The sequence below is a fragment of the Kitasatospora sp. NPDC048296 genome (assembly GCF_043201815.1).
Classification (GTDB): domain Bacteria; phylum Actinomycetota; class Actinomycetes; order Streptomycetales; family Streptomycetaceae; genus Kitasatospora.
In genome coordinates this window covers 50573-75877 of record NZ_JBICZB010000038.1, presented here as the reverse complement: position 1 = coordinate 75877, position 25305 = coordinate 50573, and the positions used below count along the sequence as shown (strand labels likewise).

Below are 25305 nucleotides of genomic sequence, written 5' to 3'. Positions count from 1 at the left end.
GGTACCTCACCCCACTCGAAACCCGAGCCAGACTGCAGCGCGACTTCACCCCCGCAGCGTAAGCAACCGCTGTCCAAGATCAGGGGGGAACTTCAATACTGTGACCGGGCCCCGTCACACTGCGGGAGTCGCCTGGCGCGAAACTCCCATCGCGGTCGACGCGGTGGTGCGCGTCCCCGGAACTGCGAGACGGCCCGTCCCCGCGCGACCGGCCGGCGGTTGAATCACTGGCAATGGGCTGTTGACTCTTCGAACACCCTGTCTTTTGCGCAGGATCTGGTACTCGGCTGCTGCGGGCCGCGCCGTCCGGATGGCCCCTCATCCGTTGCCAAGAGGCCATCCATCCCGCAGCGATTGGAAGTCAACTACCTTGGACGATAGGCATGGTGGGTGGCGATCAGGTCCCGGTACCAGTCGTACGAGGCCCTCGGCGTCCGCCTCTGTGTCTCGAAGTCGACGTGGACCAACCCGAACCTTTGATGGAACCCCTCGGCCCGTCGAACAGGCTGTCATTGTCACGAGGCCTGGATCACAAAGCCTGGCCGCACGACAAGTGGCCGACTCCGAGGGTGAGTTGGAAATCCTGCCGAACCTCCCTACCGTCTGCCGCGCCGGATGGCGAGCCCATTGTGGCCGTGGAGCGGGCACGCGGGGGACCGCATAGCCGATGACCACTCGTACAGGTGAGTTTCGCCGGACGAGTGGCGCGCCGGGCCGGGATCGGCGGTTGGATGACTGTCGCTGGTCGTCGGCCACGACATGCCCACCGAACCGGTCGGCGAACTGCGAGAGCCCGCCCGGGGAGGAAATGGCTCATCCGCCCCCAAACCCGATAGCCCCACTTGACGGCATGTCAGGTTCCGGTCAATGGTGTGATCACCAACCAGTGCGTCATCGGCACGGCGACCAACGGTGATACCCGCCGCGTCCCGCCCTTCGTTCTGTGATCCGCCTCTCTGGCACCGAGATTTCCGGAGGAGACTCCTTGTCTGGCGAGCAGCACCTGCTCAAGGTCTACAGCGACCGCACCTACGTCCACACCACCACGGTCCGACACCAGGGCACCACGGTGGCCCTGTCCATGGACGACCAGCGGCGGATCGTCTACAGCGTGCTGGACCTGTCCCGGCACGACGAGACCAAGGGCGAGCTGGACACCGCCTACTGGTCCGAGAACCCGCTCCCGCTGCGATTCCCCTCCGAGGTCACGGACACCGGTTACGCGGTCGCGGGGGCCACTGCTTTACCAGTGGTCAAGAGCGGCGGTCGGGTCGAGGCGGCTCCGGGCGAACGACTGGACGAGGACGAGGTGGACCCCTTCCTGTCCACCACGGCCCGGCTCACGGCCTCCGTCCCCTTCCACGCCCTGTCGGACGGCACGCACATCGTCGTGCTGCGGCAGTCCATCGGTGACGACCACCCGGATGCCGTCCACCGGCTGACGGCGGGCGGCTCCTCCGGCGACCGGGAGCGCGGCGGCTTCGCCACGGACAGTTCGGGCGCCAGGGTGCCACTGGCCGCGGACACTCTGCTGTGCGACCGGTTCCTCCTCGTGGGCGGGGAGCTCAAACCCGTCCTGGAGGCACGCTTCCGCCGCAGCCGTCACAAGACCCGGCCGGATTCGGCCAAGGACAGTCTGGGCACGACCGACATGGAAGGCCGCCCCTTCCACGAACCGACCCAGCAGCTCTCCTTCGTCCGGCGTCTGTCCGGCGGACGCTTCACCGCCCTGCTCGTCCCCACCGCCGTGCACGGACAGCAGCGCTGGCAGATCTTTGCGCACAACGACGCGACCGGCCGCATCGACTCCTTCAGCGTCGAGCAGGGCCGCGACGGCCTGTTCAACCTCCAGGGCACCCAGGCCTGGACCAGCCCCGACCCGGCGCACCGCGACGCCGTCTACGAATCGACCCCGGGGACCTGCCCGTTCACCGGGCAGCCGCTGGTCCCCGTGGTGAGCACCGAGGGTCACGCGGAAACGGCGCTCGCCTTCGGCGAGGGCGACGCCCACGTCCGGGTCGCGGACGCTCCGGAGCTGGCCGGCCGCGACTTCACCGTCGAGTTCTGGGCCCGGCGTACGGCGACCGGCCGCGAGGAGTACGTCCTGGGCCACGGCGACCCCGGCGGCAGCACCCGCAACTCCCTGCACATCGGCTTCCGTTCGGACGACCGCTTCACCTTCGCCTTCTACGGTGACGACGTGAACACCGACGTGCGGGCCGACGGCACCAGCTGGCACCACTGGGCCTGCGTCTTCGAGCACACGACGCGCCGCCAGAGCGTCTACCGCGACGGTGAGCAGGTCGCCACCCGCACCGCCGACGGCACCTACGCCGGAACCGGGCCGCTGCTGCTGGGCAAGGCCCTGCGGCTCGGCAGCGCCCGCGCCGAGCTGGACGAGGTACGGATCTGGGACCGTGCCCGCACCGCCGAGGAGCTCAAGCGCGACCAGGGCGTGCGCCTGATCGGCAACGACCCGGGGCTCATCGCGTACTACCGCTTCGACGAGGGCTCCGGCACCCGCCTGCACGACCAGACCGACCACGCCCACCACGGCGAACTCATCGGCGACCCGCGGTGGGTGACGTCCGAGGCCCCCGTCGGCGACCACCCGGGCGTGCGCCGGGACAGCTTCACCGTCGCCGGCCGGGCGACCGCCTCGGGGCTCTCCGCCGTCCTCTACCACCAGCAGGAGGCGACCAGCGCGGGCTACGACAAGGATCCCAAGCCCGCGAAGCGCCAGGCCCGGGTGCTGTTGTCGTACGCGACCTCCGGGCCGGACCCGAAGACCGGTGGGGCGAGCGACGAGGCGTACCTGGCGACGGTCGACTTCGGGGTGGGTCGCGACGGGCGGCTCGCCGAGATCCCGGACGAGCTGGCGCTGCCGGTGCTCGCCGCGCCGGACGGCACCGCCGACGTCGAGACGATCAGCGAACTGGACGCCCGGATCCGCCAGTTGGTCCAGGACGTCACGGCCAAGGAGGCCGAGGCCGCCGAACTCACCCGACAGACCGCCGACGTGCCGGAGTTGGAACGCCAGCGCGAGATCTTCTACTCCAGGTCGCAGGACATCACCGGCTGGGCGTTCCGGCTGCGATTCAAGAACGCCCGGGACGGCAAGCCGCAGTACCTCGCCGTGCGGGGTGACGGGACTGGCAACGAAGCGCCGCTGGTGCGGACCTCCAGCCCGGAGGCTAAGTCCGCGCTGTGGGCCGCCGTGATGCCCCCGGGGTCGTCCTGGAACGGCTCCATGCTCTACTACCTGCAGAACCTGAACTCCGGCAAGGACATGAACGTCGCCGCTGAGCGACAGGACAACGACGCCCCGCTGATCATCTGGCCGCGCCAGGCCGGGCACTGGAACACGCTCTTCGGCATCTACGAACGCGGCGACGGCCTCTGCACCCTGGTCAACCGGTACAGCGAGCGGACCGTCTGCGCCCCCGACCGGCTCGGCGACCGCGTGGTCCAGTACGACTCCGATGCGGTCACCGAGTCCGGCGAAGGCCTGATCGCCATCGAGCGGGTGTCCCTCCACGACCTCGGGCACCCGGACATCCGCGACGCGGCCCAGCGGGTGGCAGCGCTCGACCAGCAGCTCGCCGAACTGCGGCCCCAGCGGGAGCTGTTGGAGCAGCGACAGCGCGAGATCGCCGCTCACCAGGCGGAACTGACCGCGAAGCGGGAGGAGCTCGCCCGGCTCACCGGCGGTCTCCAGGGGGCGAACGACATCGCGCTGCCCGTCCCGCGGCTCTCCCTCGACCGCACCGGCCTGAGCTGCTCCGGCGCCCTGCTGGCCTTCGCCCGCTCGGCCGACCGCCCGTACCTGCTCGACAGCGCCACCGGCAACGTCGTGCTGTACTTCCGGGGCTCCAACGGGCAGTTCTTCGCCGCCTACTACGACACCTCGGTCGCCCGCTCCTCGCGCCGCCTGACGGCGGGTGACGGCAAGGCGATCACCTTCACCGCCCGCGACGCCGGCACCCGGCTGGACTCGGTGCACATCCGCATCACACCGGGCGCCCGGCCCGAACTGTGCGACCTCACCGTGGAGCACGGCGAGGAGACCGAGACCTGGGAGCAACTTCCCCGCCGTGCAGCCGACTTCGCGGCGATCGTCAACGGCGCGCCGGAGGAGCCGGTCCGGATCGGCGCGGTGAAGTCCTTCGACGCGAACCTCCGGCTCCTGTCCGGCGGCCGGTCCGGCGATGTCGCCGGCGGCGTGCTCCAGCTCGCCGAGCCCCTCCCCGCCGCCCTCCCGGCCGGGACGCCCGTCACGGTCGGCGGCCACCTCTACGTCACGGAGACCGCCCATGCAGCGGGAGCCGTAACCGTGCGCCTGGGCGACGGCGAGGGCGGTCCCGAGCCCCAGCCGGGCGACGTCGTCCGGCGCCTGCGCTACGACCACCGCCGGGCCTCCTCCAACCGTCCCGGCAGCCCGCTCGCCGCGGGCTCCCGCCTGGTGCTCGCGGACCCGGGGGCGGCGCGTGAGGTCCCCCTCGGCGAGGTGACGGACCTGGTCACCGGGCAGGGCTGCCAGTGGCGCGCCGATACCCCGGGCCGGGCCTACTCCTTCGACGGGCAGGCCACCGTCCTCACCCTGCCAGAGGCGCAGCTGGACCGGGTGACGGCGGCCCGCGACCTGACGATGGAGGCGTGGGTCAACCCCGAGGAGGTGTCCGGCGCCGCCAGGATCGTCCACGCCGGCACGGGCGACGCGCCCTACACCCTGGGCCTCCTCGCCCCGGCCGCCCCCGTCGTGCCCGCCCTCGCCTTCGACGGCCGGAGCGGTGTCGCCCTGACCGAACGCGGGTTCAGCCTCGCCGGCCAGGACTTCACGGTGGAGTTCTGGGCACGGCGCACGACCGCGTGGGACGGCCGGGCGCAGTTCCTCGTCGGCCACGGCGCCTCGAACGGGACCACCAGGAGCAGCCTGCACATCGGCTTCCGAAAGACCAGCGACTTCACCTTCGCCTTCTACGGCGACGACCTCACCACCCGGTACGGGTACGACGACACCGACTGGCACCACTGGGCCTGCGTCTTCAACGCGGCCACCCGGGAGCAGGTGATCTACCGCGACGGCGTCGAGGAGGCCCGCCGCACCGCGACGGGCACCTACCTCGGCGACGGAACCTTCAGCTTCGGCAGCCACTTCGCCGGCTGGGTACCCGAGTACGCGGCCGTCGAGATGGACGAGGTCCGGCTCTGGGGCACCGCCCGCACCGCGGCACAGGTCCGGGAGCTGAAGAACCGGCGGCTGACCGGCGAGGAAGCGGGTCTGACCGGCTACTGGCCGTGCGCCGACCCGGTCGACCAGGTGAACGGCAAGCCCGGTGTCCTGGACCGCTCCGGCCAGAACCGGCACGTCGTCCTGCGCGGCGGCGTCACCACGGCGCCGGCCCCCGCCGCGGTCGTGGCGGCGGCGGGAACGGACTACCACGTCGTCGCCGGCGTCGGCGACCGTCTGGTGGCCACCCGCGCCACCTTCCCGCCGCACGAGTGGGTCCACCTCGCCGTCGCCTACGAACAGTCCTGGGCGGTCGAACTGACCGACGGCGCGTACCTCGACGTGCCCGACGACGACGCCCTCGACATCACCGACGACCTCACCCTGGAGGTCTTCTGCCGCGTCGACGCCCTCGGCGCGCCCCAGGGCCTGGTGTCCAAGGGCCGCGCGGCCGACGGGGCCGGCGGCAGCGTCCCCTACCGACTGCTGGTCCTGCCCGACGGCAAGCTGGAGTTCGGCTTCGAGGAACCCGACGGCAGGCTGGTGCGGTTCACCTCCACCGAGGCCGTGCGCGCCGGTGCGTTCCACCGCCTCGCCGTCGTCCGCAAGAGCGGCCGGTCGATGCAGGAGCGCAAGGGCAGCAAGGAGATCACGGCCACCGGCGCCGACGGCAAGCCCGTCAAGCAGAACGTCGAACTGGTGGAGTCCGTCGACGTCCGGGACTGGCAGGACATCCGCTTCTTCATCGACGGCCGTGAGGCCGGCACCGCCCGCTACGAGGGGCCCGGCGCCAGGGGCAACTCCGGCCCGCTCGACATCGGCCGGGCCCGCGAGGGCCTGCAGACCCACGCCCTGACCGGGGTCGTCTCCGAGATCCGGCTGTGGGGCACCGCGCGGGACGCGGCCCGGCTGGGCACGTCCGTCTCCGCCCGCGACCGCGGCCTGACCGCGCACTGGCGCTTCGAGGAGAACGCCGGCAACACCGCGGCCGACGCCACCGGTTCGCACACCGCACGGCTGCGCGGCGCCCGCTGGACCCGCAACCCCGACCCGCGCGGCAGCCTCTTCCGCCTGTACCGCAACGGGGTCGCGGTGGCCTGCGACCCGCTGGAGGACGCGGCCTTCGCGGGCTACGGCGACGGAGCGTTCGCCCTCGGCGCGCGGCTCGACGGCGGCCGGGCCACCCAGGCGTTCCACGGCGTCCTGGAGGAGGTCCGCGTCTGGCGCACCGCCCGCACCCAGGAGCAGGTCCTCGACAACCTGTTCACCCGTCTCAAGGGCGAGAAGGAGGACCTGATCGCCTACTGGTCCTTCGACGACGCCTCCACCGACGCGGGCACCCGGCTCGTCCAGGACGAGGGCCTGCGCGGCAACCACCTGACGCTGCCCGAGGCCCCGCGCCGTCCGGCCACCGTGCTGTCCACCGCGCCCGTCTCCAGCGACACCGCGCAGGTCCGGTCGGCGCTCGCGGCCATGCGCACGCCCTTCCACGAGCGGATCACCGGCGCCCCGTCCGTCGCCGAGTACGCCGACATGCAGTACTCGGCCAAGGGCGAGGCCTTCGGCGTGCTCAAGCGGGCCTACGGCTACCTGCGCGAAGGACGCTGGCACCTGGTCACCGGCTACAAGGTCGGCAACCTGGTCAGCGAGTGGGTCGGCCAGGTGCAGTTCGACCCCCAGCTGATCGGCTACGTCGAGGGCGCGCCGCCCGTACCGTCGGAGAACCTCACCCCCAACACCGTCGACCCCGACCGCTCCACCTACGACAGCATCGCGTCGGTGGAGTTCACCGAGGCGGAGGAGGTCGTCCACTCCCTGTCGTCGGCCAAGGAGCGCAGCGTCGACGCGGCCTTCGGTTTCGCCCTGTCGAACGAGGTCGACGTCGACATGTGGATGATCACCGCGCCGTTGGGCTTCGGCATCGCGAAGTCCATGGCCAAGGCCAAGGTGTCGGCGGGGGTGCGCGGCACCCTGGAGTTCTCCAACAGCTGGGCCGAGGAGACCGCCGTCTCCCAGGGCGAGAACACCACCCGCGCCATGAAGGTGGAGCTCGCCGGTAGCTGGGAGGACCCGCTCAAGCCGCTCAACGCGGCACTCGGCCGCCGCTACGTGCCCGCCAACACGGGCTTCGCCCTGGTCCAGTCCCAGACCGCCGACGTCTTCGCGCTGCGCCTGGCCCACAGCGGCGCCCTGGTCGCCTACCGGATCCAGCCGAACCCGGACATCCCGAAGGACTGGAACGTCATCCCGTTCCCCGTCAACCCCCGCTACACCAAGCAGGGCACGCTCGACGGCGCCGTCGGTTACGACGAGCGCGGCAAGGTCCTCGACCCGGACTACACCGGCGCCCGGGACAACGGCGAGTACAGCTACTACAAGCCGCGCGAGGCCTACGCGATCAAGCGCCGCATCCAGCGCGAGCAGCAGCGGCTGCGCAGTTACTACGAGACCGTCTCCACCGAGACGCACGCGCCCGACCCCACGGCCGAACGGGCGGGAAGGGTGCTCGGCGGCGCGATCGGGAGCGACGCCTCGCCCGGCAAGGGCAGGGACGCCGCCGACAGCACCACCGGAGCCGGTTTCTCCCGCCGCGACCTGGTCAACACCTACGTGTGGACGGCGGACGGCGGCTTCTTCGCCGAGACCACCGAGACCACCGACGCGGTGAGCGAGACGACCTCCGGCTCGTACTCGTTCTCCGGTTCCGTCGGCACCTCCGTCGGCACGTCCTTCGACATCATGGGCGTCGGCATCAACGCCCAGCTCGACGCCTCCATCGGCGGCGGCATGACCGCCACGAGGGCCCGGGGCAGGCAGGCCACCCGCTCCTTCGGGCTCAAGGTGGCCTGCGCGCCCTCCGGGAACCTCCAGAAGTACGACACCGGCCGCAAGCCCGTCTACGACGCCGACGGCAATCCCGTCAACGCCCCCGGCAAGGTCGACGCGTACCGGTTCCTCAGCTTCTACCTGGGCGAGGACACCGAGCACTTCGACGCCTTCTTCCACAAGGTCGTCGACCAGCGGTGGCTGGACAACGGCACCGACCCGAACGCGGCCGCACTGCGCGAGGTCCGTCGGACCGACCGCAAGCCTCCGTGCTGGCGGGTCATGCACCGCGTCACCTTCGTCAGCCGGCTCCTGCCCCCCGTACCGCCCACCGGTGCCCCGCCGCTCCAGCGCGCCATGCGGGAGCTCGACCTGGAGAGCAACTACGAGCTCGTCCGCCGCCTCGACCCCTACGTCAAGGCCTCGGCCACCGGCCGCACCGAACTCGCCGACGCCGTGCGCACCGCCCTGTCCACCCACCTGCCGCAGCTGGCTCCGCATACCGAGGAGGTGATCGAGTTCCTCGCGCAGTACTACGGCGTGGAGGACTGACGCTCCGGGACCGGCGTGACACGCCGCCCGGTCAGGGGCCCGCTCCCCTGACCGGGCGGAGCCGGTACGAGGCGGCTGCCGTCAAGGACCGCGCGGCCTGTGACGCCCGCCCGGCCCACGGCCCGGCGCCCGACGGGGCCCTAAGGCCGGGCGAGGCAGGCGGTGGCCGCCGAGAAGAGGGCGGAGATGCCCGTCCTGAGGGTCATGCCGACCTGGGGCCGGAACTCGGGCGAGTGGTTGGCGGGCAGGGCGGCCAGCTTCTGCGCCGCTCCGGTGCCGGGGGCCGCCGCCCACTGGTCGGGGCCGACCATGCCGAGCATCCAGTACGCCGTGCGGATGCCGGGCACCCCGTGCAGCTCCGCTCCCGCGTCCCCGAACAGCGGGAAGTCCTCAGTGGCCAGGGCCGGCGGCCAGTCGGCGACCCGCTCCGCCCCGAACAGCTGCCGGTGCGCCGTCCGCACCTGCTGGGAGAGCGCGGGATCGGGGGTGTTGACGCCCGAACGGGAGACCTCGTCGAACTCCGGCTCCCGGGGGCAGCCCGAGGCCACCGCCTCGCCCCGGACGATCCGCCGCACGGCCGCCGCGGCCCGCTCCAGGGCCTGTTCGGTGAAGCCTCGTACGGTCACGTTCAGGGTGGCCCGGTCGGGGATCACATTGCCCTGGCCACCGGCTTCCAGGGATCCCACGGTGACCACCAGCTGCTCGGCCGGGGAGGTCTCCTGGGAGACGATCGACTGGAGCCGCAGCACGACCGCGGCGGCGGCCACCACCGGGTCGACCGCCAGCTGGGGTGCTCCGGCGTGCCCGCCCCGGCCGTGGATCACCACGCGCAGGGTGCGGCTGCCGGCCGTCACCGGACCCCGCCCGTGGGCGACCATCCCGGCCGGCAGTGGCGCGGTGTGCTGGGCGAGGACCACCGAGGGCGGCTCGAAGCGTCGGTAGAGCCCGTCCGCCAGCATCGCCCGGGCACCGGACAGGGTCTCCTCGGCCGGCTGGCCGACCACCAGGACGGTACCGCGCCACCCGGTCCGGGCCTCGGCCAGGGCGGCCGCGGCCCCGGCGGCGCAGGCCAGATGGACGTCGTGGCCGCAGGCGTGCATCACCGGGACCTGCCGTCCGTCGGCCGTCCGGCCCGTGACGGTGCTGGCGTAGGGCAGGCCGGTGCGCTCGGCCACCGGGAGCGCGTCCAGCTCCGCGCGGAGCATCACCACCGGGCCGGCACCGTTGCGCAGCACGGCCGCCACGCCGTGGCCGCCGATGCCCCGGATCACCCGGTAGCCCGCGTCGGCCAGCCGGTCGGCGAAGCGGGCCGCGGTTCGTTCCTCGGCGCCCGAGAGCTCCGGGTGGCGGTGCAGGTCCAGGTAGAACTCGGCGGCCCGGGCGAGCTCGGCGGTGGTGGGGACGAAGGTGGTCATCGGCCGGGGCTCCTCGTGCGGTGCGTCGGGTTGTCAGTGAGTTGTCAGTACGGTGCGCCCGGAGCCGCCAGCGGCACTCGGTAGAACTGGCGTGTGAGTGGCGGGGGTTCGTACGGGCGCCGGCCACTCCGTCCCCGTCGGTCCGGCCGCAGCGGCCGGGCCGCTCCCTCACCGGAAGGAGGAGTGCCATGGCTGACACTTCGCTCGCGTCGCTCGCCGAGGAGATCCTGAACCTCGAGTCGGAGACCTTCGAGATCAGCGACTACTCGGACACCAGCGAGGTCATGCTGGGCTCGTCCACCAGCTGTTCCAGCACCAGCACCTGCTCCAGCACCACCAGCACCACCAGCTGCACCGCCTGATCCCGCGGGCGCTTCACCGGTGGCCCTCCGTCCTCTCGGGCGGGGGGCCACCGGCCGTTCCGGGAACCGTGACAGGCGCGGTCACGGGAACGGGTGCGGGACCAGGCGCAGTTCGTCCTCGGCCAGGTCGGTGGCCCGCAGACCGCCGCGCCGCAGGGCGGTGCGCAGCCGGGGCAGTCGCAGGGCGCGCTGGCGCGACCAGCCGAAGTCGATCGGCAGCAGGCCGGGCACCAGGGTGCAGACCGTGCGCAGGCCGAGGCGCCGCTGCTCCGGCGAGGTCTGGTCGACCACGATCACGTCGAACCCGGCCCTGACCAACTCGTCGCGGCAGAACAGCAGATCGTCGAGCAGGTCCGACCCGCGCGGGCACCGCTCGGCCCAGTCGGCGTACAGCTCGGCGGCGGGCCGGGCGGGTGCGGACGGCTCCAGGTAGCTGCGGGCGTGGCGGGCCATCTGCGGCAGGCCGAAGAGTGCCGCATGGTCGGGAAGTCTGCGCACCAGGTCGAAGTCCTCGGCCATCGCGGCCAGTTCGGCCGGCCGCTCGCGCACCTGGCCGGGCAGGTGCGGGATGTAGGTGAGGATCTCGGAGACGGCGGACTCGACGGTGTCCTCCGGGTCGAAGCCCGCGGAGGCCGCGAAGGCCAGCGTGCCGGGGCCGCCGTCGCGGCGCACCGCGAGCGCGGTCACCACCGGGACGGCCAGGTCCACCCGGTTGTCGAAGGCGTGCACGTCGTAGCCCAGCAGGGTGGCCCGCAGCAGCATGGCCCGCAGGGCCGGGCCGGTGCTGGCGGCCAGGTCGATCTCGGGCAGCGCCGCGTTGCCGTACCAGCCGAGCAGGAAGGCGTCCCGCTCGATCAGTTCGAGCAGGCCGAAGAGGATCGCCTCCTCCAGGCAGCTGCCGATGGCGCAGCCGTTGGAGCACTCGAAGACGAAGTTGTCGGCCGCCAGTCCCGCGCTGTAGTAGCAGAGCCGGGCGGGGACCAGGACGGGGGCCTCGTCCCGCAGCGACCAGCCCTGGACCCAGGGGATCGGCCGGCCGGGGTCGAAGGGCCCGAGCATGGGGTCCTCGCGGTAGGTCCGGGGCTCGTACAGTCCGCATGCGCGCGGGTCGAGCGCGGCGTCACCCAGGTTGTCGTAGGAGTCGGTCAGCATCGGTGCGCCGCTGCGGCGGTGGGTGCCGGCGTAGCGCTCCAGGCCCTCCAGGAAGGCCAGGGCGCGGCTGGCCCGGAAGGAGTTGGCCTGTCCGCTCCAGGTGACGTCGGTGAGTCCCGCGTAGCCGCGCATGAAGACGCTGCCGGCCACGGGCGCGGTGGTCGGCGAGACGACGTCGGACCAGGTGCCCGCGCCGAGCACGCCGCAGACCGGGTTGGCCAGTGCCGCCTCGGGCAGGTGGTAGGAGTCCGCCGGGCGCAGCCGGCGGCTGTCGGGGGCCGGCTTGGGCCGGGAGACGAGCGGCAGCACCGGCTGCTCCCCCCGCTCCTCCCCCGGCTCGTCGCCGCGCGCGGCGGCGCAGGACGGGCAGAGCGGCTCGGCGAGCAGCGGCACCGTCTGCACCCGGAGGGTCTCCAGGTCGAGCCGGGAGACCTGGGGCAGCGCGGTGGATCGCCCACTCGCCCCGGTGGTGAGCTGGTGCAGGGCCCAGACCGCGTCGACGGCGTGATCCGGCAGAGGTGGCAGGCCGGGGCCGGCCAGGGTGCTCGCCAGGCCGGTCTCCAGGGCCTCGCGTTCGGTGCGGCTGCGCAGGCGCTGCCAGCGCATGGCCAGGCAGGTGCCGCAGGCCTGCGGGGCGTCCGGGTCCCCGCCCCAGGGGCCGACCAGGACCGTCTGCGCGGTGAGGTGGACGGTGGCCCGGGCCCGTCGGCGCGCCGCCTCGGCGGGTTCGGGACGCAGCAGGTCGGTGCCGCCGAGCACGGCCACCAGGGGGGCGGGTGTCGCGCAGGTCGCGGCGCGCTCGGCGAGACGGCGCTCCATCCGCTCCCTGGCCGCCTCGAAGGAGGCCGCGGCGGTGGCGGGCGTGGTCATCTGGTGCCTCCGAGGAGACCCCGACTTTCGGGCCGGGGAGGGAACGGACTGCCCGCGCGGCGGGTCAGGGGAGGGTGGTTCGCCGTGGTTCGCCGGCAAGGCGGACGGAGGAGGTCAGGAGCGGTTGCTCCAGCGGAAGGTCCTGGCCGCGACCAGGGCGAAGACCAGGGTGAAGCCGGCCAGCGCGGCGCAGTCCAGGAGCGGGTGGGTGACGCCGCCGCGCCCGCCGATGGCGTCGGTGACGCCTTCGTCGAAGTAGCGCAGGGGCAGTGCGCGGGAGAGGCCCCGCAGCCAGCCCGGCATCAGGTCGATCGGGTAGAACGCGCCGGAGAGGAATGCCATCGGGACCATCACGCAGTTGGCGATCGCGGCCACCGCCTCGGGGGTGTTGGCCAGGGCGCCGACCACCAGGCCGAGGGCGGCGAAGGCGGTGATCCCGAACACCAGCACCGGCAGTGCGAGCGGCCAGGAGCCCGCGAGGTGCAGGCCGAACGCGGCCAGCGCGACGGTGGCGAAGAGCACGGCCTGGACCAGCCCGGTGCCGAGGGCCACCGCGTAGCGGGCGCCCAGCACGGTGGGCAGCGGGGTGGGGGTGCGCCAGATCAGCCGCAGCAGGTCGTCGCGGCGCCAGTGCATCAGGGTGAAGGCGACCCCGAACAGGGCGGCGTTGCCGATGCCCCAGGACAGCACGCCGGGCGCGATGTAGTTGATGTACGACAGGCCGCCGTCGACGGACTGTCCCCGGAAGATCATCCCGAAGACGACCAGGAAGAGCAGCGGGAACGCGAAGGTGAAGATCACCGAGGTGCGGTCGCGGATGTAGGCGAGGTAACTGGCCCTGGTCATGGCGGTGTAGGCGTTCACGGTCAGTGCTCCGTTGCGGTCAGTTCGAGGTAGGCGTCCTCGAGGGTCGCCGTGCGGGTGGTGATCTCCTCCAGGGCGACCAGGTCGCCGAGGGCGACCAGCACCTGGTTGGCGGACCTGGTGGAGATCACCACCTCACCGCCCTCGACGGTCACCTGGTCGACACCGACCAGGCGCCGCGCGTCCTCGGCGTCGATCCGGTCGGCCGGGACCAGCAGCCTGGTGGGGGCGTCGAGCGACCTGATCAGGTGGCGGGGGCTGTCCACGGCGAGCACGGCGCCCCGCGCGATGATCGCCACCCGGTCGCACAGCGCCTCGGCCTCGTCCAGGTGGTGGGTGGTGTAGACGATGGTCCGGCCGTCGCCCTTCAGGGCCCGCAGAACGTCCCAGAGGGAGCGTCGGGCCGCCGGGTCGAGGGCGGCGGTCGGCTCGTCCAGGAAGATCAGCTCCGGCTCGTGGATGAGCGCGGTGGCCAGGGCCAGGCGCTGGCGCTGGCCTCCGGACAGCTGGTCCACCCGGCGGTCGGACTGCTCCCCGAGGTCCACCAGGTCGAGGGCGCGTAGGGCTGCGGCCGCATCCAGGCGGTAGAGCGCGGCGACGGTCCGCAGGTGCTCCAGCGCGGTCAGCCGGGTGAAGAAGGCCGAGCTCTGGGTCTGGATGCCGAGGCGCCGCAGCAGGGCGGTGTTCCTGGGCCAGGGGCTTTCGCCGAGCACGCTGACGCTGCCGGCGTCCGGTGTCCGCAGTCCCTCGACGATTTCGACCAGGGTGGTCTTGCCCGCGCCGTTGGGGCCGAGGATGCCGAAGAACTCGCCTCTCTCCACCGTCAGTGACACCCCGTCGAGTGCCTGGACCGTGCCGTACCGCTTGCGAACGCCGGTCAGCGCCACCGCCGCGTCCGGGCGGCTGTCACCTGTGCTCATCAGTGCTCTCTTCTCCTTGCCGACATGCCGACATCACGTCACCCGCTCACTCGTCCGCTCGCTTCGCCCGCTGCTCGCGGTAGGCCCGAACCGCCCGGCCGCCCGCCCACAGCACCAGCGCCGCCAGCACCGCCAGCACCGGCAGGTACCCGGCGAGCGGGCCGAACGCTGCCGCCAGCAGCCCGCCGAGGGCGGCGAGCAGCCCGGCGGCCAGCACCGCGCAGCCGAGCGCGTAGCCGCCGAGGACCAGCCTCGCCCGCACCGGGTGGCCGCGCAGCGCGGTGGCGTCGCGGCGTACCGCGGAACGGGCCAGCAGGACGACGAACCGGCGGCTCTCAGTGGCCAGTTGGAGGCAGTCCAGGGCGTACCCGAGAGCCTTGTAGCCGTCCAGCGGGGGCAGCGGAAGCAGGTTGCCGAGCGCGAGCGCGGTGCCGAGCAGCAGCAGTGCGCCCAGGAAGGGCCTGGCCTGGGCGTGTGCGGGCAGCAGCATCCAGACGGGGTAGAACGGCAGCAGGAAGGCCAGGTTCATCACGGCCCCGGCCATGGCGGTGGCGATCTGCTCGCGGCGGCGGGCGAAGAACCGTACGTCCTCCACCTCGCAGTACAGGTAGGTCATCGGCAGCACCCAGCGCAGACCGATCTCGCCGACCCGTCCGCCGAAGGCCCGTCCGACCAGTCCGTGGGCCAGTTCGTGCAGCGCGAGACTCGCCCACAGCAGGGTGCCGACCGCCAGCAGGGCGACGGGGTTCCCGGTGAGCCGCACGGTCTCGTCGACGAGGGTGGCGAGGTTGACGGCGACACCGACCGGCAGCGCCGCAACCAGGGCCAGCAGCGGGAGGAGGAACCGGCGGCGGCGGGCGAAGCCGGTGGCCGGGTGCAGCCGGTCCAGCAGCGCAGGTGCGTCGGCGACCATCCGGACCCGTCCGGCGAGCACGGTCGAGCGGGTGGGCTCGGGGGCCTGCCGAGGAGCCGGCGGCGGAGCGTCGTCGAGCAGTCCCCGGGTGTACAGCAGCCCCAGCATCTGCTGCCACTGGGGCTCACCGAGCCGGGCCCGGAACCGCACGGCGTACTGCTCGCCGATCTCGGCCAGGGACCGGGTGCCGTCCAGCCGGGTGATGATGAAGTGCTCCTTCGCCCCGAGCTCCAACTGGCGTCCACTCGTCGGGTCCAGCACCAGGTGGACCTCGGCTGCGCCGCGCCACAGCGGTCGGCCGAACCGCAGCTCGGAGCGCACCTTGGGCCGGAGGGCGATGAGTTGACGGCTGCTCACGGTATCACCGAGGGCTGCGGCTCGCGCAGGGCGCGGGCCAGGATGTACGAGAGGAAGGCCTCGTCGCGGACCGTGACCGAGAGCCGGTTGTTGGTCATGTGCACGTACGGGAAGAGCAGCATCGGCAGGGCCTGCGCCGGGTCCGTGACGGTCAGGTCGCGTTCGCCGTCCCAGGAGCGGAAGACCAGCTCGCCTCGGCGGGCCAGGCCGCTCGCCCGTTCGCGCAGCTCCAGGCAGTGCTCGGCCCAGCCGCGCAGTCGGCTCGGCAGCCGCTGCGGTGCCTGCTCCACGATCGCCGCGCGGATCGCCCGGAACCGGGTCGGCAGGGCGTCGCCCATGCTCCGGTAGGCGCGGTCGTACCCCTGCTGGGCGGTGTAGTTGGTGCCCTCGAACGCGCCGTTCCAGAAGGCGTGGTAGCGGTCGAGGAAGGCCAGCAGGTCCCCCTCCTCGGGCAGGAAGCAGGCGGCCGCGGTCATCATCAGCTGAGCGGCGAGGCCCAGCACCACCGTGCGCAGATGCAGGTTCATGGTCCGGGTGGCCTCGACGACCAGATCGCTGGAGTGCTGGAAGTGCCACTCGGCGAGGTCGATCCCGTCGGGGCCGCCGTACTTGCCGTACTCGGGCTCGTACGGCTCGTGGCTGAAGGTGTTGTTCTCGCGCAGCCTCATCCGACCGTCCGGGCCGAGCAGGCGCTCGCGCTCCTCCTCCCGGTACTCCAGCTCGAACATGGTGTTGTAGAGCTCGGCGAAGAAGCTGTCCTTCACCTCGTAGAGGGCCGGGCGGCGGCGCAGGAACTCCGCGACGGCCGCCTCGGCCCGCTGCCGCACCTGCTCGGCGGCGTGCGCGCCGGCGGGCCGCAGCCGTAGCCGCAGGTGTGGGCCCTCCACCCAGTAGTTGATGAAGAAGTACCCTGCGAGCAGGCCCTCTTCGGTCAGCTCCGCGATCAGCGGACGGACGCACTGGAGCAGCAGCGGGCGCGGGCTGGCGGCATAGAAGACGTGCAGCGCGAGCCAGTCGCCCGGGGCGGCCTCGGGGGTGGTCTGCGGCGTTCGCGCGTCAGTCATGGTTCGGCTCTCCTTGCTGCTGCTCGGGCGCGGCGGCCTCCGCGCGGGGGATGATCTCCAGGGCCAGCTCAGCGACGTGGTGCCCGTGGGCGGAGCGCACGTGCAGGGCGTCCTCGCCCGGCAGCATCTCCTCCAGCACGAGCCGCCCGGGCCCGCCGGCCAGCAGCCCCTCCAGCGCTGTCAGCGAGAGCGGGCTGGCGAAGTCCACGTACTGCGGTTTGGCGGCCCCGAGGGGGGCGCCGGCCCCTTCGGGGTACGCCCTGGCGAAGACCGTCGCCGGCAGGGCGTGCCGGCGGCGCCAGCGCTGCCACTCCAGGAACCTCTCCGACTCGGGTGTTCCCGGCGGGAGTTGGGGCAGCGCCGCGGCGGTGGCGGTCCAGCTGCGCCGGTGCAGCACGAGACTGCCGTACCGGACCCTGGGGCGGCGGGTGACACCGGAAACCGCCGGTCCCGCGGGCACCCCGCGCCACAGCTCGGGGGTCACCCGCGAGGTGGGCGAGAAGAGCAGCAGGCTGCGCGGGATCTCGGGCAGCACCATCGGGACGAGGTAGCCGAGGTAGACCGGGATCACCTCGGCGCCCAGTCGGCGCGAGCGCAGGACCAGCCGGTCGGCGTCCGGGTCGTGCTCGACGTACAGGTCGTCGAGGTGGATCTGCGCGGTGTCGGGTGCGGTGCTGGTCTCGCCCGGGCAGACGAGCTCGTAGTCGGTCAGGCGGGCGTGCAGGTTCAGGTTCGTGGTGGCCGATCCGGCGGTGACCTCGGCGAGAACCGCCTGCTCGGGCCGCACCTCCCGCAGGGTGGCGCGCAGCGCGGCGGGCAGGCCGCCGCCGGCGGTGCCGGCGTCGGTGTCGGTGTCGGCGTCGGTGTCGGCGCCCTCGAAGCAGTGAGTGAAGCGGGTGAAGGGGAAGCAGAGGCCACCGTAGGAGTGGTTGAGCACCACCCGCGGATCGTCCTCGCCGAACCCCCCGGACAGCTGCACGAAGTGACTGTGCGGCGTGAAGTCACCGCCGAGCGAGCCGAGTTCGGTGGCCACGGAGGCGAGGTCGGCACCGTCGAGCGTCAGCTCCTCGGCACCCTCCGGGAGCTGCTCCCACAACCCGCGCATCCGCCGCACCAGTTCGGCACGGGCGCGGTCGAGGGCGGTGAGCTCCGGCAGGCCGAGCCAGTTCTCCTCCGGCGGGTAGCCGCCGTGTTCGGCCTCGGCCGGCTTGGCCGCGGTGAACTGGAGGTACTGGTTGAAGATGTCCTCGTGGAAGTCGTGCACCAGCTGCAGCAGGTCGTCGCTGCGGCCGCCCCGACCGTGGCGGGCGAGGAAGAAGCCCTTCAGGGTGAGCCGTTGGGCCAGGCCGAGGTCGAAGACCGGCAGGATCCGGGTGAGCTCCGCCAGCGGTCGGGCCGCCAACCCAGCCCACAGCTGCGCGTCGGCTTCCACCTCCCCCGCGGAGACGTCCTCGTAGAGCAGGGTCTGCGGTACGGACGCCTGCTGCTCGCCCAGGTCGCGCTGGATGGCGAGGAGTTCACGGCGGATCTCGGCCAGCAGCGCCCGTCGGGTCGGGACGTCGCCCGACGGGTAGCGCTCGATCGCGGCCAGCGGTGCGGCGAGCCGGTCGGCGACCGCCTCCGCCCACGGGCGGTCGAGCGAGCGCAGGGCCTGCTGGAAGGAGCGCAGCGGGTCGCCGGTGTGCACATCGGTGGCGAGTAGGGGCAGTTGCAGGATGCCGACCTCCAGCAGGGCGACCAGGTAGCGCTCGGCGTCCTCGCGGCCGGAGCCGGAGTTGGGGTCAAAACCGGACTTCGAGCCGGAGTCGGAGCCGAGCGCGGCCGCGAGTTCGCCGTAGCGGATCAGCGGCCGCTGCCGGAAGAGTTCCAGCAGGCGCTCCAGAACTCCGCTGAGTCTCAGGAAGAACAGCCGGTCCCGGGCCGCGTCGAAGCTCACCGAGGCCCTGTCGTCACCCGCGGTCACCGAGCGCCGAACGTAGCGGACCCGGTCCTCGGTCAGCTCCATGCCGGAGGCGGGAGCCACCGGCAGGTCGCTCCTGCGCGCCGGGTCGGCCGCGATGAGTTCGGCCAGCCGGGCGAGGACCACGACGTTCAGCCTGGGGTGGCTGCCGCGCTCGGCGCCCAGCAGCACCTCGGCCCGGCCCGCGCCCGCCCCAACTCGGAAAGTACCGGCCGCCACCGGCGTGAAGGTACTGAACGGGCTGGTCTTGCAGGCCGTCCGGTACAGGTACGACAGCAGCGACCGCTCCATCTTGCGGGTCCGCTTGTCCGGTGCCGCGCTCGGCGCACCGATGCCGTCCAGGCGCCCCTCCAGGGACGGCGAGGCGAGCAGCAGGCCGAGCCGCAGCTCGTCCAGGTCGGCGAGGCGGCGCAACTCGGCCCGGGTGCGCACGAGTTCCCGTTCGAAGAGGGTGGACCCAGTGTCCCGCAGCTGCGCCAGGCGGCGACGGGCCGGCAGCCACTGGGCCAGCAACTCACCGGTCCCGGTGTCCAGTCGGCCGACCAGGTCGAGGGCCTCTGCGGGCCGGTCGGGCATCCGGCTGTTGAACACCCCTCGACGCAGCTCCAGCAGTCGACGACGCAGGCCGGCGTCGGGGGCGGCCTTGACGAGCGCCGAGAGCGGTTCGCTGAGCCGGGAGCCCAGTTCGGCGACGCGCTCCTCCTCGGCCACCAGCTCCTCGGCCCAGCCGAAGGCCTCGGCCGATCGCAGGCCGTGCACGGCTTCGACGGGCAGCCCGCCGGCGCGCAGCATGAAGCGGGGCCCGAGGCCGTACCGTGGTCCGGTCAGGGTGCCGGGCAGTCCCTGCTGCCCGGCGGCGGGCGCAGCGCCCTCCGGAGTCACCGGGGATTCCGTGGTGGTCAACGTTCCTCCGCCCAGTCAGACGATCGCGTGGTCGAAGTCGGCCGGGCTGCGGTGTTCCTGTCCGATCATCATGATCAGCAGAGGCAGTTCCTCGCCGTCCGCGAGGCCCAAGTGCTCGGTGTAGGAGACGGAGTCGAAGCCGAGTGCCACCCCGCAGGCCAGCCCGGCCGCCGGGGCGACCGTGTAGAGGGCCTGCGAACTCGCGCCCACGGCGGCGTTCACCAGCCGCAGGCCCCGGTCCCCGACGGCGTCAAGCACGGCCGGGGTGGGTGCGGTGACCACGATCACCGCGCCGGCCTGCTCCAGGTTGTAGTTGTCCAGGAAGTAGTTCCGCTGCAGGAACCAGCCCTGCGGGCCGGGCTTCACCGGCCGCAGCGAGCGGTCGGCCGGCTCGTACGCGTAGGCACCGGCGGGTACATCGGCGACGTGGTTGACGAACACGTGGAGCCGGGTCAGCGACGCCTCGCCGGGGCCTTCCGCACAGCCCGTCAGCCGGCCCGCCGAAGCGGCGGCGGCGAGCGCGGTCGACAGCTGCGCGGCGGTCATCGCCGGCTTTCCGGTGAACCGTCCGAAGCTGCTGCGTCTGGCGCGCAGCGCCTCCCGGACGCCCAGCGCCGGTTCCTGCGGCGCGGGCAGCGGGATCGGCGCACCGACCGGGTGCTCCGGCTCGGCGGCCGCCCGGACGCGGGCCCAGGCCGTCTCCAGAGCCGCGTCCAGAACGCCCGCCGCCGGGCGGTCGACGGCACCGGCGAGGGTCGCCTCGTGGATGCGCCGGACGGTGTCGAAGGCGATGACCGTCCGCGAACGCTCCTGGTCGGCCGCCCGGACCCGGGCCCCGGTGGGCGCGCTCGGCAGCGGCCCGGTCCTCGGCCGGGCCCAGCGCAGCGGAACGACGGCGAACACGCCCTCCTGCTCCGGCCGCAGTCCGAGCAGCCGACCGATCCGCTCCTCGTCGAACCAGAGCGCGGCACCGAGGTGCAGGCCCTGCGCACCGGCCCAGATCCGCCAGGTCTCCAGCAGCGCGCCGATGTCCATGGTGACCACGTGGTAGGCGAAGCTGTTGTACTTGAAGGCGTTCTGCCAGAACTTGACCGTCAGCACCAGGAACTGGTCGCAGTCCTCGGCGAAGCCGCCCAGCGCCGCGCGTACGTCGACCGTCACGTCGCCGGTCAGCAGCCGCCGCATCGAGTGGTGCGGTGTCGCGTAGTGGTGGACACCGGGGGTCAGCGGGCCGCTCGCCCCGCTGACCCAGTGGATGCCGATCGGGTACAAGCCACCGCCCGACGCGGTGCCCCGCGAGAAGTTGGCGTGCGGGTAGCGGGGCAGCGTGCCGAGGTCCGAGTTGGCCTGCACGGCGAGCCGCCGGCCGGTCAGCCCGTAGGAGTCCCGGAGCATCCCGCCGAGCAGCGGCAGGGTGAAGCCGTCCTCGCCGCGTGGTCCGAACAGTCCGCGACGGACTCCCGCCGACGGGTCGGGCGGGCAGTCGGGCAGGGGGAAGTGCGGTGCGGCGGGGAAGTACTTGTCCTTCCTGGGCCGGTCGGCCCAGTCGGGCACGAAGTCGGCGGGCTCCATCGGGACCCGGCCCCGCCACAGCACCGCGGACGCGTACTCGCGGGCGTAGCCCATGGTCGTTCCTCTCTCGTACGCCTGGCACGTCTCGGCGGTCCGTTGTCGCCGGTGCCCGGGCTGGGCGGGGCTCAGGGGAAGGGGTGCGGGGCGGGGTTGAGCTCGTCCGCCCGCAAGTCGCGCTCGCGCAGGCCGGCCGCGCGCGGCGCGGTCCGCAGCCGGGGCATGGTCAGCGCCCGCTGGCGCCGCCAGCCGAAGTCGATCGGCAGCAGACCGGGAACCAGCACCGACGCTGTGTGCAGGCCCGACGCGCGCTGCTCGGGCATGGTCTGGTCGACCACGACGACGTCGAAACCGGCCGCCGCCACCGCGTCGACGCAGCGACGCAGGTCCTCTCGCAGGTCGTCGGAGGGACCGAGCGACCCCTCGGCGAGCCGTCCCGGCGGGGCGGGTTCGCCCTGCCCGTCCGGCCTGTCCAGCAGGAAGTCGGCGTACCGCGCCATCTCGGGCAACCCGTACAGCAGCGGGTGGTCGTGCAGCACCCGCACCTGGTCGAAGTCCTCGGCCATCGCCCGCAGCCGGGGCTCCTCACGGGCGGTGCGGCTGCGCAGGTTGACCGCGTCGGTGGCGATCTCGCACAGACCGGCCCACAGCGCCGCCTCCGGGTCCAGGCTCGCGCCCGCCCCGAAGCAGAGCCGGCCCGGCCCGCCGTCGATCCGTTCGGCGACGGCGGTCACCACCGGGATCGGGAAGCTGATCCGGGTGTCGAAGAAACGGGCCCGGTAGCCGTACATCTCCAGCCTGTCCACCATCGCTCGGGTCTGCGGCCTGGTGCTGCTCCTGCCGTCCAGCTCGGGCAGGGCGAGCCGGCCGTACCAGGCGAGCAGGAAGGCGTCCCGCTCGACCGCCTCCATGAGCCCGAAGTAGATCGCCTCCTCCAGACAGCCGCCTGAGGCGCAGCCGTTGGAGCTCTCCTGGACGAAGCGGTTCTCGAGCCCGCCGGGCGCGTGGTAGTAGGCCAGGATCTCCGGCACCAGCAGGGGCCGTCGGTCACGCAGCGACCAGCCCCACACCCAGGGGATCGGCCGGCTCGGCGAGAACGGTCGCACCGCGGCCTCGCGGTGGAACTCCTCCGTGTAGAGCCCGCAGACCCGGGGATCGAGCGCCTGGTCCCCGAGGTCGTCGAAGGCCGCGACCACCGTGGTCCGCTTGCCGCGCGCCCGCATCCCGGCGAACCGCTCCAGCCCCTCCAGCAGGCCGACATCGGTACTGGCGCGGTAGCCGGCGGTGTGGCCGCCCCAGAAGCACTCCCGCAGGTAGTCGCCGGAGCGCATGGTGAAGCAACCGACCGTCGACGAGGTGGAGGCGGAGACCAGATCGGGGACCACCGAGGGGCCGAGCATCCCGGCCACCGGGTTGACGAACGCCGGCAGCGACAGCCGGTACTCCTCGATCGCGCGCAGCCGGAAGTCGTCCGGTGAACGCTTCGGCCGGCTCACCGGCTCGATCCGGGCGGCCTCGGCGCCGTCCTCCGTACGGTGGTCACACCGCGGGCACTCCGCGTCGGTGAGCAGCGGGAATCCGCTCACGCGCAGCGTCTCCAGGTCGAGCAGGTGGACGACGGGCAACTGCTGCTCGCCCGGGCGGCCGTTCCCGTTGGCCGGGCGGCGCTCCGCGCGGGCCGCCAGCAGGGCGGCCAGCGCGTCGGTGAGGAACGGCACCGCCCACGGCGGACTGCCCGCCGCTCTGGTGCCGGAGCCCAGTTCGAGCGCTTCGCGGAGCGGCCCGGAGCGGACCGCCTGCCAGCGCCGGGCGAGGCAGCGCGGACAGGGCGATGCCGCACCATCGTCGGTGGGTGGGCTGTCCGGACTGTCCGGACCGACGATGGCGTGGTGGCTGTAGACGTGCACGGGCACCGGCCACCCGGCGCCCCGGGGGCCGCCCTCGCCGACCGTGAGCTCGTCGCGGGCACCAAGTATCGCCAGCTCGACCGGACCGACCTGGCGCTCCGTCAATTCGACTGCCAGGGCGTCGAAGAACTCGCTCCAAGGGCCGACGTACGCCACGCCCACCGTGGGCGAGCCCCCGAGCAGGCCGGTGCCGAGTGGACGGCCCGGGATGTCGTCAGACATCCGAAGTCCCGTCCGTGAGGAGCACCTTGACCACCTCGACCCGACCGGCCCGCAGGTCGGCCGGCCCGCACGGGGCCAGCAGGACGTCCCGTCCACCGGCCCGGAGCCGCTCCAGCACCCGCGCCCAGTCGAGGTCCGCACCGAGCACGGCCTCGGCTTCGCCGACGGGCAGCAGCACGGCCGGGTCCAGTTCGCCGATCAGCGGGTCGCCGAAATCGTTACCGTCCTCGGCAGCCGGGTCACGGTCGAGCTGCACCGCACCGAGCAGGTCGCGGACCGCCTCCAGCGCGGCGTCCCGCACGCCGAGGCCGCTGCCGAGCGCCCAGCGGTACCGGTCCGCGCCGGGGTCCACGGCCCTGGCCAGCACCACTGGCAGCGGCTCCCCGGCGCCGCCGAGCCGCAGCAACTCCAGCTCCAGGCCGTGGTTCCGGGCCGATCGGGCGAGGAAGGTGAGCTGCACGTCCTGCTGGAACAGCTCCGGCGGAACGGCGACCGGCGCGAGCCGCCCGCGCAGCGTCCGGCGCAGCGCGTCGTACCCGAGCGCCGTGCGCAGACCGCGCGCGGCCGCCTCGGCGAGCGAGCCGCCGGCGCCGGTGCCCGCGGAGGTGGCCTCGAAGGCCCGGTCCCGGTTGTGCGGGCCGAAGGTGCGCAGCGCGGCCACCGGGACCAGCATCCGCTCGCCCGTCAGCAGCGATGTCGCCGGACTCCAGTCCCGGACGGTGCCGAGCGGCACACCACTGGCGGTGCTCAGCGACTCCGGACGCGCCTTTGCGAGCTCCGCGCCGCCCCGGCCGGCCGACACGGGTGGGACCACGTGCTCGGTGTAGACCTCGGCGGCCCGGTACAGGGCGCGCAGCCGCGCCCCCGCCACGTGGTGCACGTCGGCCGCGGAGATGTGCCGTCGCCGGCCGGGGGCCAGGTTCAGGCTCACGGTGCCGACCTTCAGCGGGGTCTGCCGCCAGGAGTCGTCGGCGTAGCGGGCGAACACCCCGGCGTACGGGCCGACCAGAACCGCGCGGGCGTCCAGCTCGGACAGCGCCGCCTCCGACTCGCCCTGCTCGCCCGACCAGCTCTGCTCCCGCCCGTACCCGGCGAGGTCCGCCTCGGTGACGTCGGCCTCGGTGACGTCCGCCTCGGTCACGGCGAGATCGGCGCAGCGCGGGCACCGAGGGTGGGGCAGCAGCGGCTCGCCGACCACGTCCAGCGAATCCAAGTCCTGTACCAGCAGCCGACCGTCGGTCTCGGCCGGCAGCGCGCCGGTGGTGAGCCGGAAGACCTCGTAGCCGAGCAGGTTGCCGAGCATCGCGGCGAGCGGCCCTCGGGGCTCTCGGTCGCCAGGGGCCAGCGGCGCCAGCGGTGCGAGGCCGCTCCACAGCTCGGCCGCGTCACCCGGGAGCCCGGCCGTGCCGAGGCGCAGTGCCGCGCACATCCAGCATCCGGTGCGGTCGGCGGACATCAGCGGACCGATCACCGCACTGCCGCCGATCGTCCAGGCCGACAGCAGCAGTCGGCCCGCCGGGATCCCCGCCTCCAGCAGCCGGTTGATCCGCAGGGTACCGGTCGGCCCGGTCACCAGCACCACGTCGAACCCGTCGAGCTCCCCCCATCCGGCGCCGGGCCGGCCGGCGGCACCGGTCATCAGGGTGGTGACCGTCGCCGGGCAGCCGGCCTTGACGAGCGCGGCAACCTCCGCCTCGACCTCGGCGAAGCCGGTCAGTTCGGCCAGGCCCGGCAGGACGCCGACCGCGGCGCAGCCGTTGCGCACCAGGCTGAGCACGCTCCACCGGGCGAGCTCGTCGTCGCCGAGGACGGCGACACGGGTGTCCCGGAACCGGCGGAAGCGCTCCTCGGCCTCGCCCACGTAGTGGTCGATGTACTCGATCTGCGGACCGAACCGGGCGGTGACCTCGGGTGCGAGCATCGAGGGGCCCTCGGGTGCCGGTCCGGCGTCGCGGGCGAAGCCGCGACCGTAGAGGGTGCGGACCAACTCGGTGAGCATGGTGCGGTGGTGCTCGCCGAATCCCTGGCTGATCTGGGCCACGGTGTGACGGCCGTTCAGGTGCGGCACGATCAGCGAGGCGAAGCGGTAGGCGTCCTTCGCCGTGAGACCGAAGCCGCCGTGGGCGTTGTGGAACAGCACCCCGTCCGGGGTCTGGGTGTACAGCACGTCGCGACGGATCCGTGGACGGCTGTCGGCGATCTCCTCGTACGGGGGCATG

The 25305-nt window shown here is 73.1% G+C and carries 12 protein-coding genes and 1 pseudogene; 2 read left to right on the top strand and 11 right to left on the bottom strand.

Annotation, left to right across the window (positions count from 1 at the left end):
- Positions 1 to 365: 365 nt before the first annotated feature.
- Positions 366 to 494: pseudogene (locus tag ACGF12_RS22560) on the bottom strand (family 1 glycosylhydrolase); the annotation flags it as partial.
- 491 nt (positions 495 to 985) lie between these two features.
- On the opposite strand from ACGF12_RS22560, the gene ACGF12_RS22555 reads away from it, so the two are divergent.
- Positions 986 to 8608, top strand: a complete 7623-nt coding sequence (locus tag ACGF12_RS22555) for a LamG-like jellyroll fold domain-containing protein (RefSeq protein ID WP_393032803.1) — start codon at positions 986 to 988, stop codon at positions 8606 to 8608.
- 140 nt (positions 8609 to 8748) lie between these two features.
- Here ACGF12_RS22555 and ACGF12_RS22550 read toward each other — a convergent pair whose 3' ends face one another.
- Positions 8749 to 10023, bottom strand: coding sequence for an amidohydrolase (locus ACGF12_RS22550; RefSeq protein WP_393032800.1), 1275 nt, complete (start codon positions 10021 to 10023; stop codon positions 8749 to 8751).
- Positions 10024 to 10211: 188 nt separating this feature from the next.
- Between ACGF12_RS22550 and ACGF12_RS22545 the strand changes: the two genes are divergently transcribed.
- Positions 10212 to 10385 (top strand): thiazolylpeptide-type bacteriocin, encoded by a 174-nt coding sequence (locus tag ACGF12_RS22545; protein ID WP_035858840.1) that lies wholly within the window; start codon positions 10212 to 10214, stop codon positions 10383 to 10385.
- An 81-nt stretch (positions 10386 to 10466) separates the two neighbouring features.
- On the opposite strand, the gene ACGF12_RS22540 is transcribed toward ACGF12_RS22545, so the two are convergent.
- From ACGF12_RS22540 to ACGF12_RS22500, 9 genes are all read right to left on the bottom strand, one after another.
- Complete coding sequence (locus tag ACGF12_RS22540; RefSeq protein ID WP_393032795.1) at positions 10467 to 12407, bottom strand: TOMM precursor leader peptide-binding protein; 1941 nt, start codon at positions 12405 to 12407, stop codon at positions 10467 to 10469.
- Positions 12408 to 12521: 114 nt separating this feature from the next.
- The gene (locus ACGF12_RS22535; protein WP_393032792.1) at positions 12522 to 13271 is read right to left on the bottom strand and encodes an ABC transporter permease; all 750 of its coding nucleotides are present in this window, start codon (positions 13269 to 13271) and stop codon (positions 12522 to 12524) included.
- A gap of 2 nt (positions 13272 to 13273) precedes the next feature.
- Complete coding sequence (locus ACGF12_RS22530) at positions 13274 to 14191, bottom strand: ABC transporter ATP-binding protein (protein ID WP_393032789.1); 918 nt, start codon at positions 14189 to 14191, stop codon at positions 13274 to 13276.
- A gap of 46 nt (positions 14192 to 14237) precedes the next feature.
- The gene (locus ACGF12_RS22525; protein ID WP_393032786.1) at positions 14238 to 15461 is read right to left on the bottom strand and encodes a peptidase M50; all 1224 of its coding nucleotides are present in this window, start codon (positions 15459 to 15461) and stop codon (positions 14238 to 14240) included.
- Entirely contained in the window at positions 15458 to 16525 is a 1068-nt protein-coding gene (locus ACGF12_RS22520; RefSeq protein WP_393032783.1) for a lantibiotic dehydratase C-terminal domain-containing protein, read from the bottom strand. Before ACGF12_RS22520 ends, ACGF12_RS22525 begins: the two co-directional genes overlap by 4 nt.
- Positions 16518 to 19388: a lantibiotic dehydratase gene (locus ACGF12_RS22515; RefSeq protein WP_393032780.1), complete on the bottom strand. Its 2871-nt coding sequence runs from the start codon at positions 19386 to 19388 to the stop codon at positions 16518 to 16520. The genes ACGF12_RS22520 and ACGF12_RS22515 overlap by 8 nt, the downstream gene beginning before the upstream one ends.
- A gap of 15 nt (positions 19389 to 19403) precedes the next feature.
- Positions 19404 to 21014: a nitroreductase family protein gene (locus tag ACGF12_RS22510; protein ID WP_393032777.1), complete on the bottom strand. Its 1611-nt coding sequence runs from the start codon at positions 21012 to 21014 to the stop codon at positions 19404 to 19406.
- 71 nt (positions 21015 to 21085) lie between these two features.
- Entirely contained in the window at positions 21086 to 23086 is a 2001-nt protein-coding gene (locus tag ACGF12_RS22505; RefSeq protein ID WP_393032774.1) for a TOMM precursor leader peptide-binding protein, read from the bottom strand.
- Positions 23079 to 25304 carry a TOMM precursor leader peptide-binding protein gene (locus ACGF12_RS22500; protein ID WP_393032818.1) on the bottom strand — a complete coding sequence of 742 codons (2226 nt, stop codon included), beginning with the start codon at positions 25302 to 25304 and terminating at the stop codon, positions 23079 to 23081. Before ACGF12_RS22500 ends, ACGF12_RS22505 begins: the two co-directional genes overlap by 8 nt.
- Between the last annotated feature and the right edge of the window lies 1 nt (position 25305).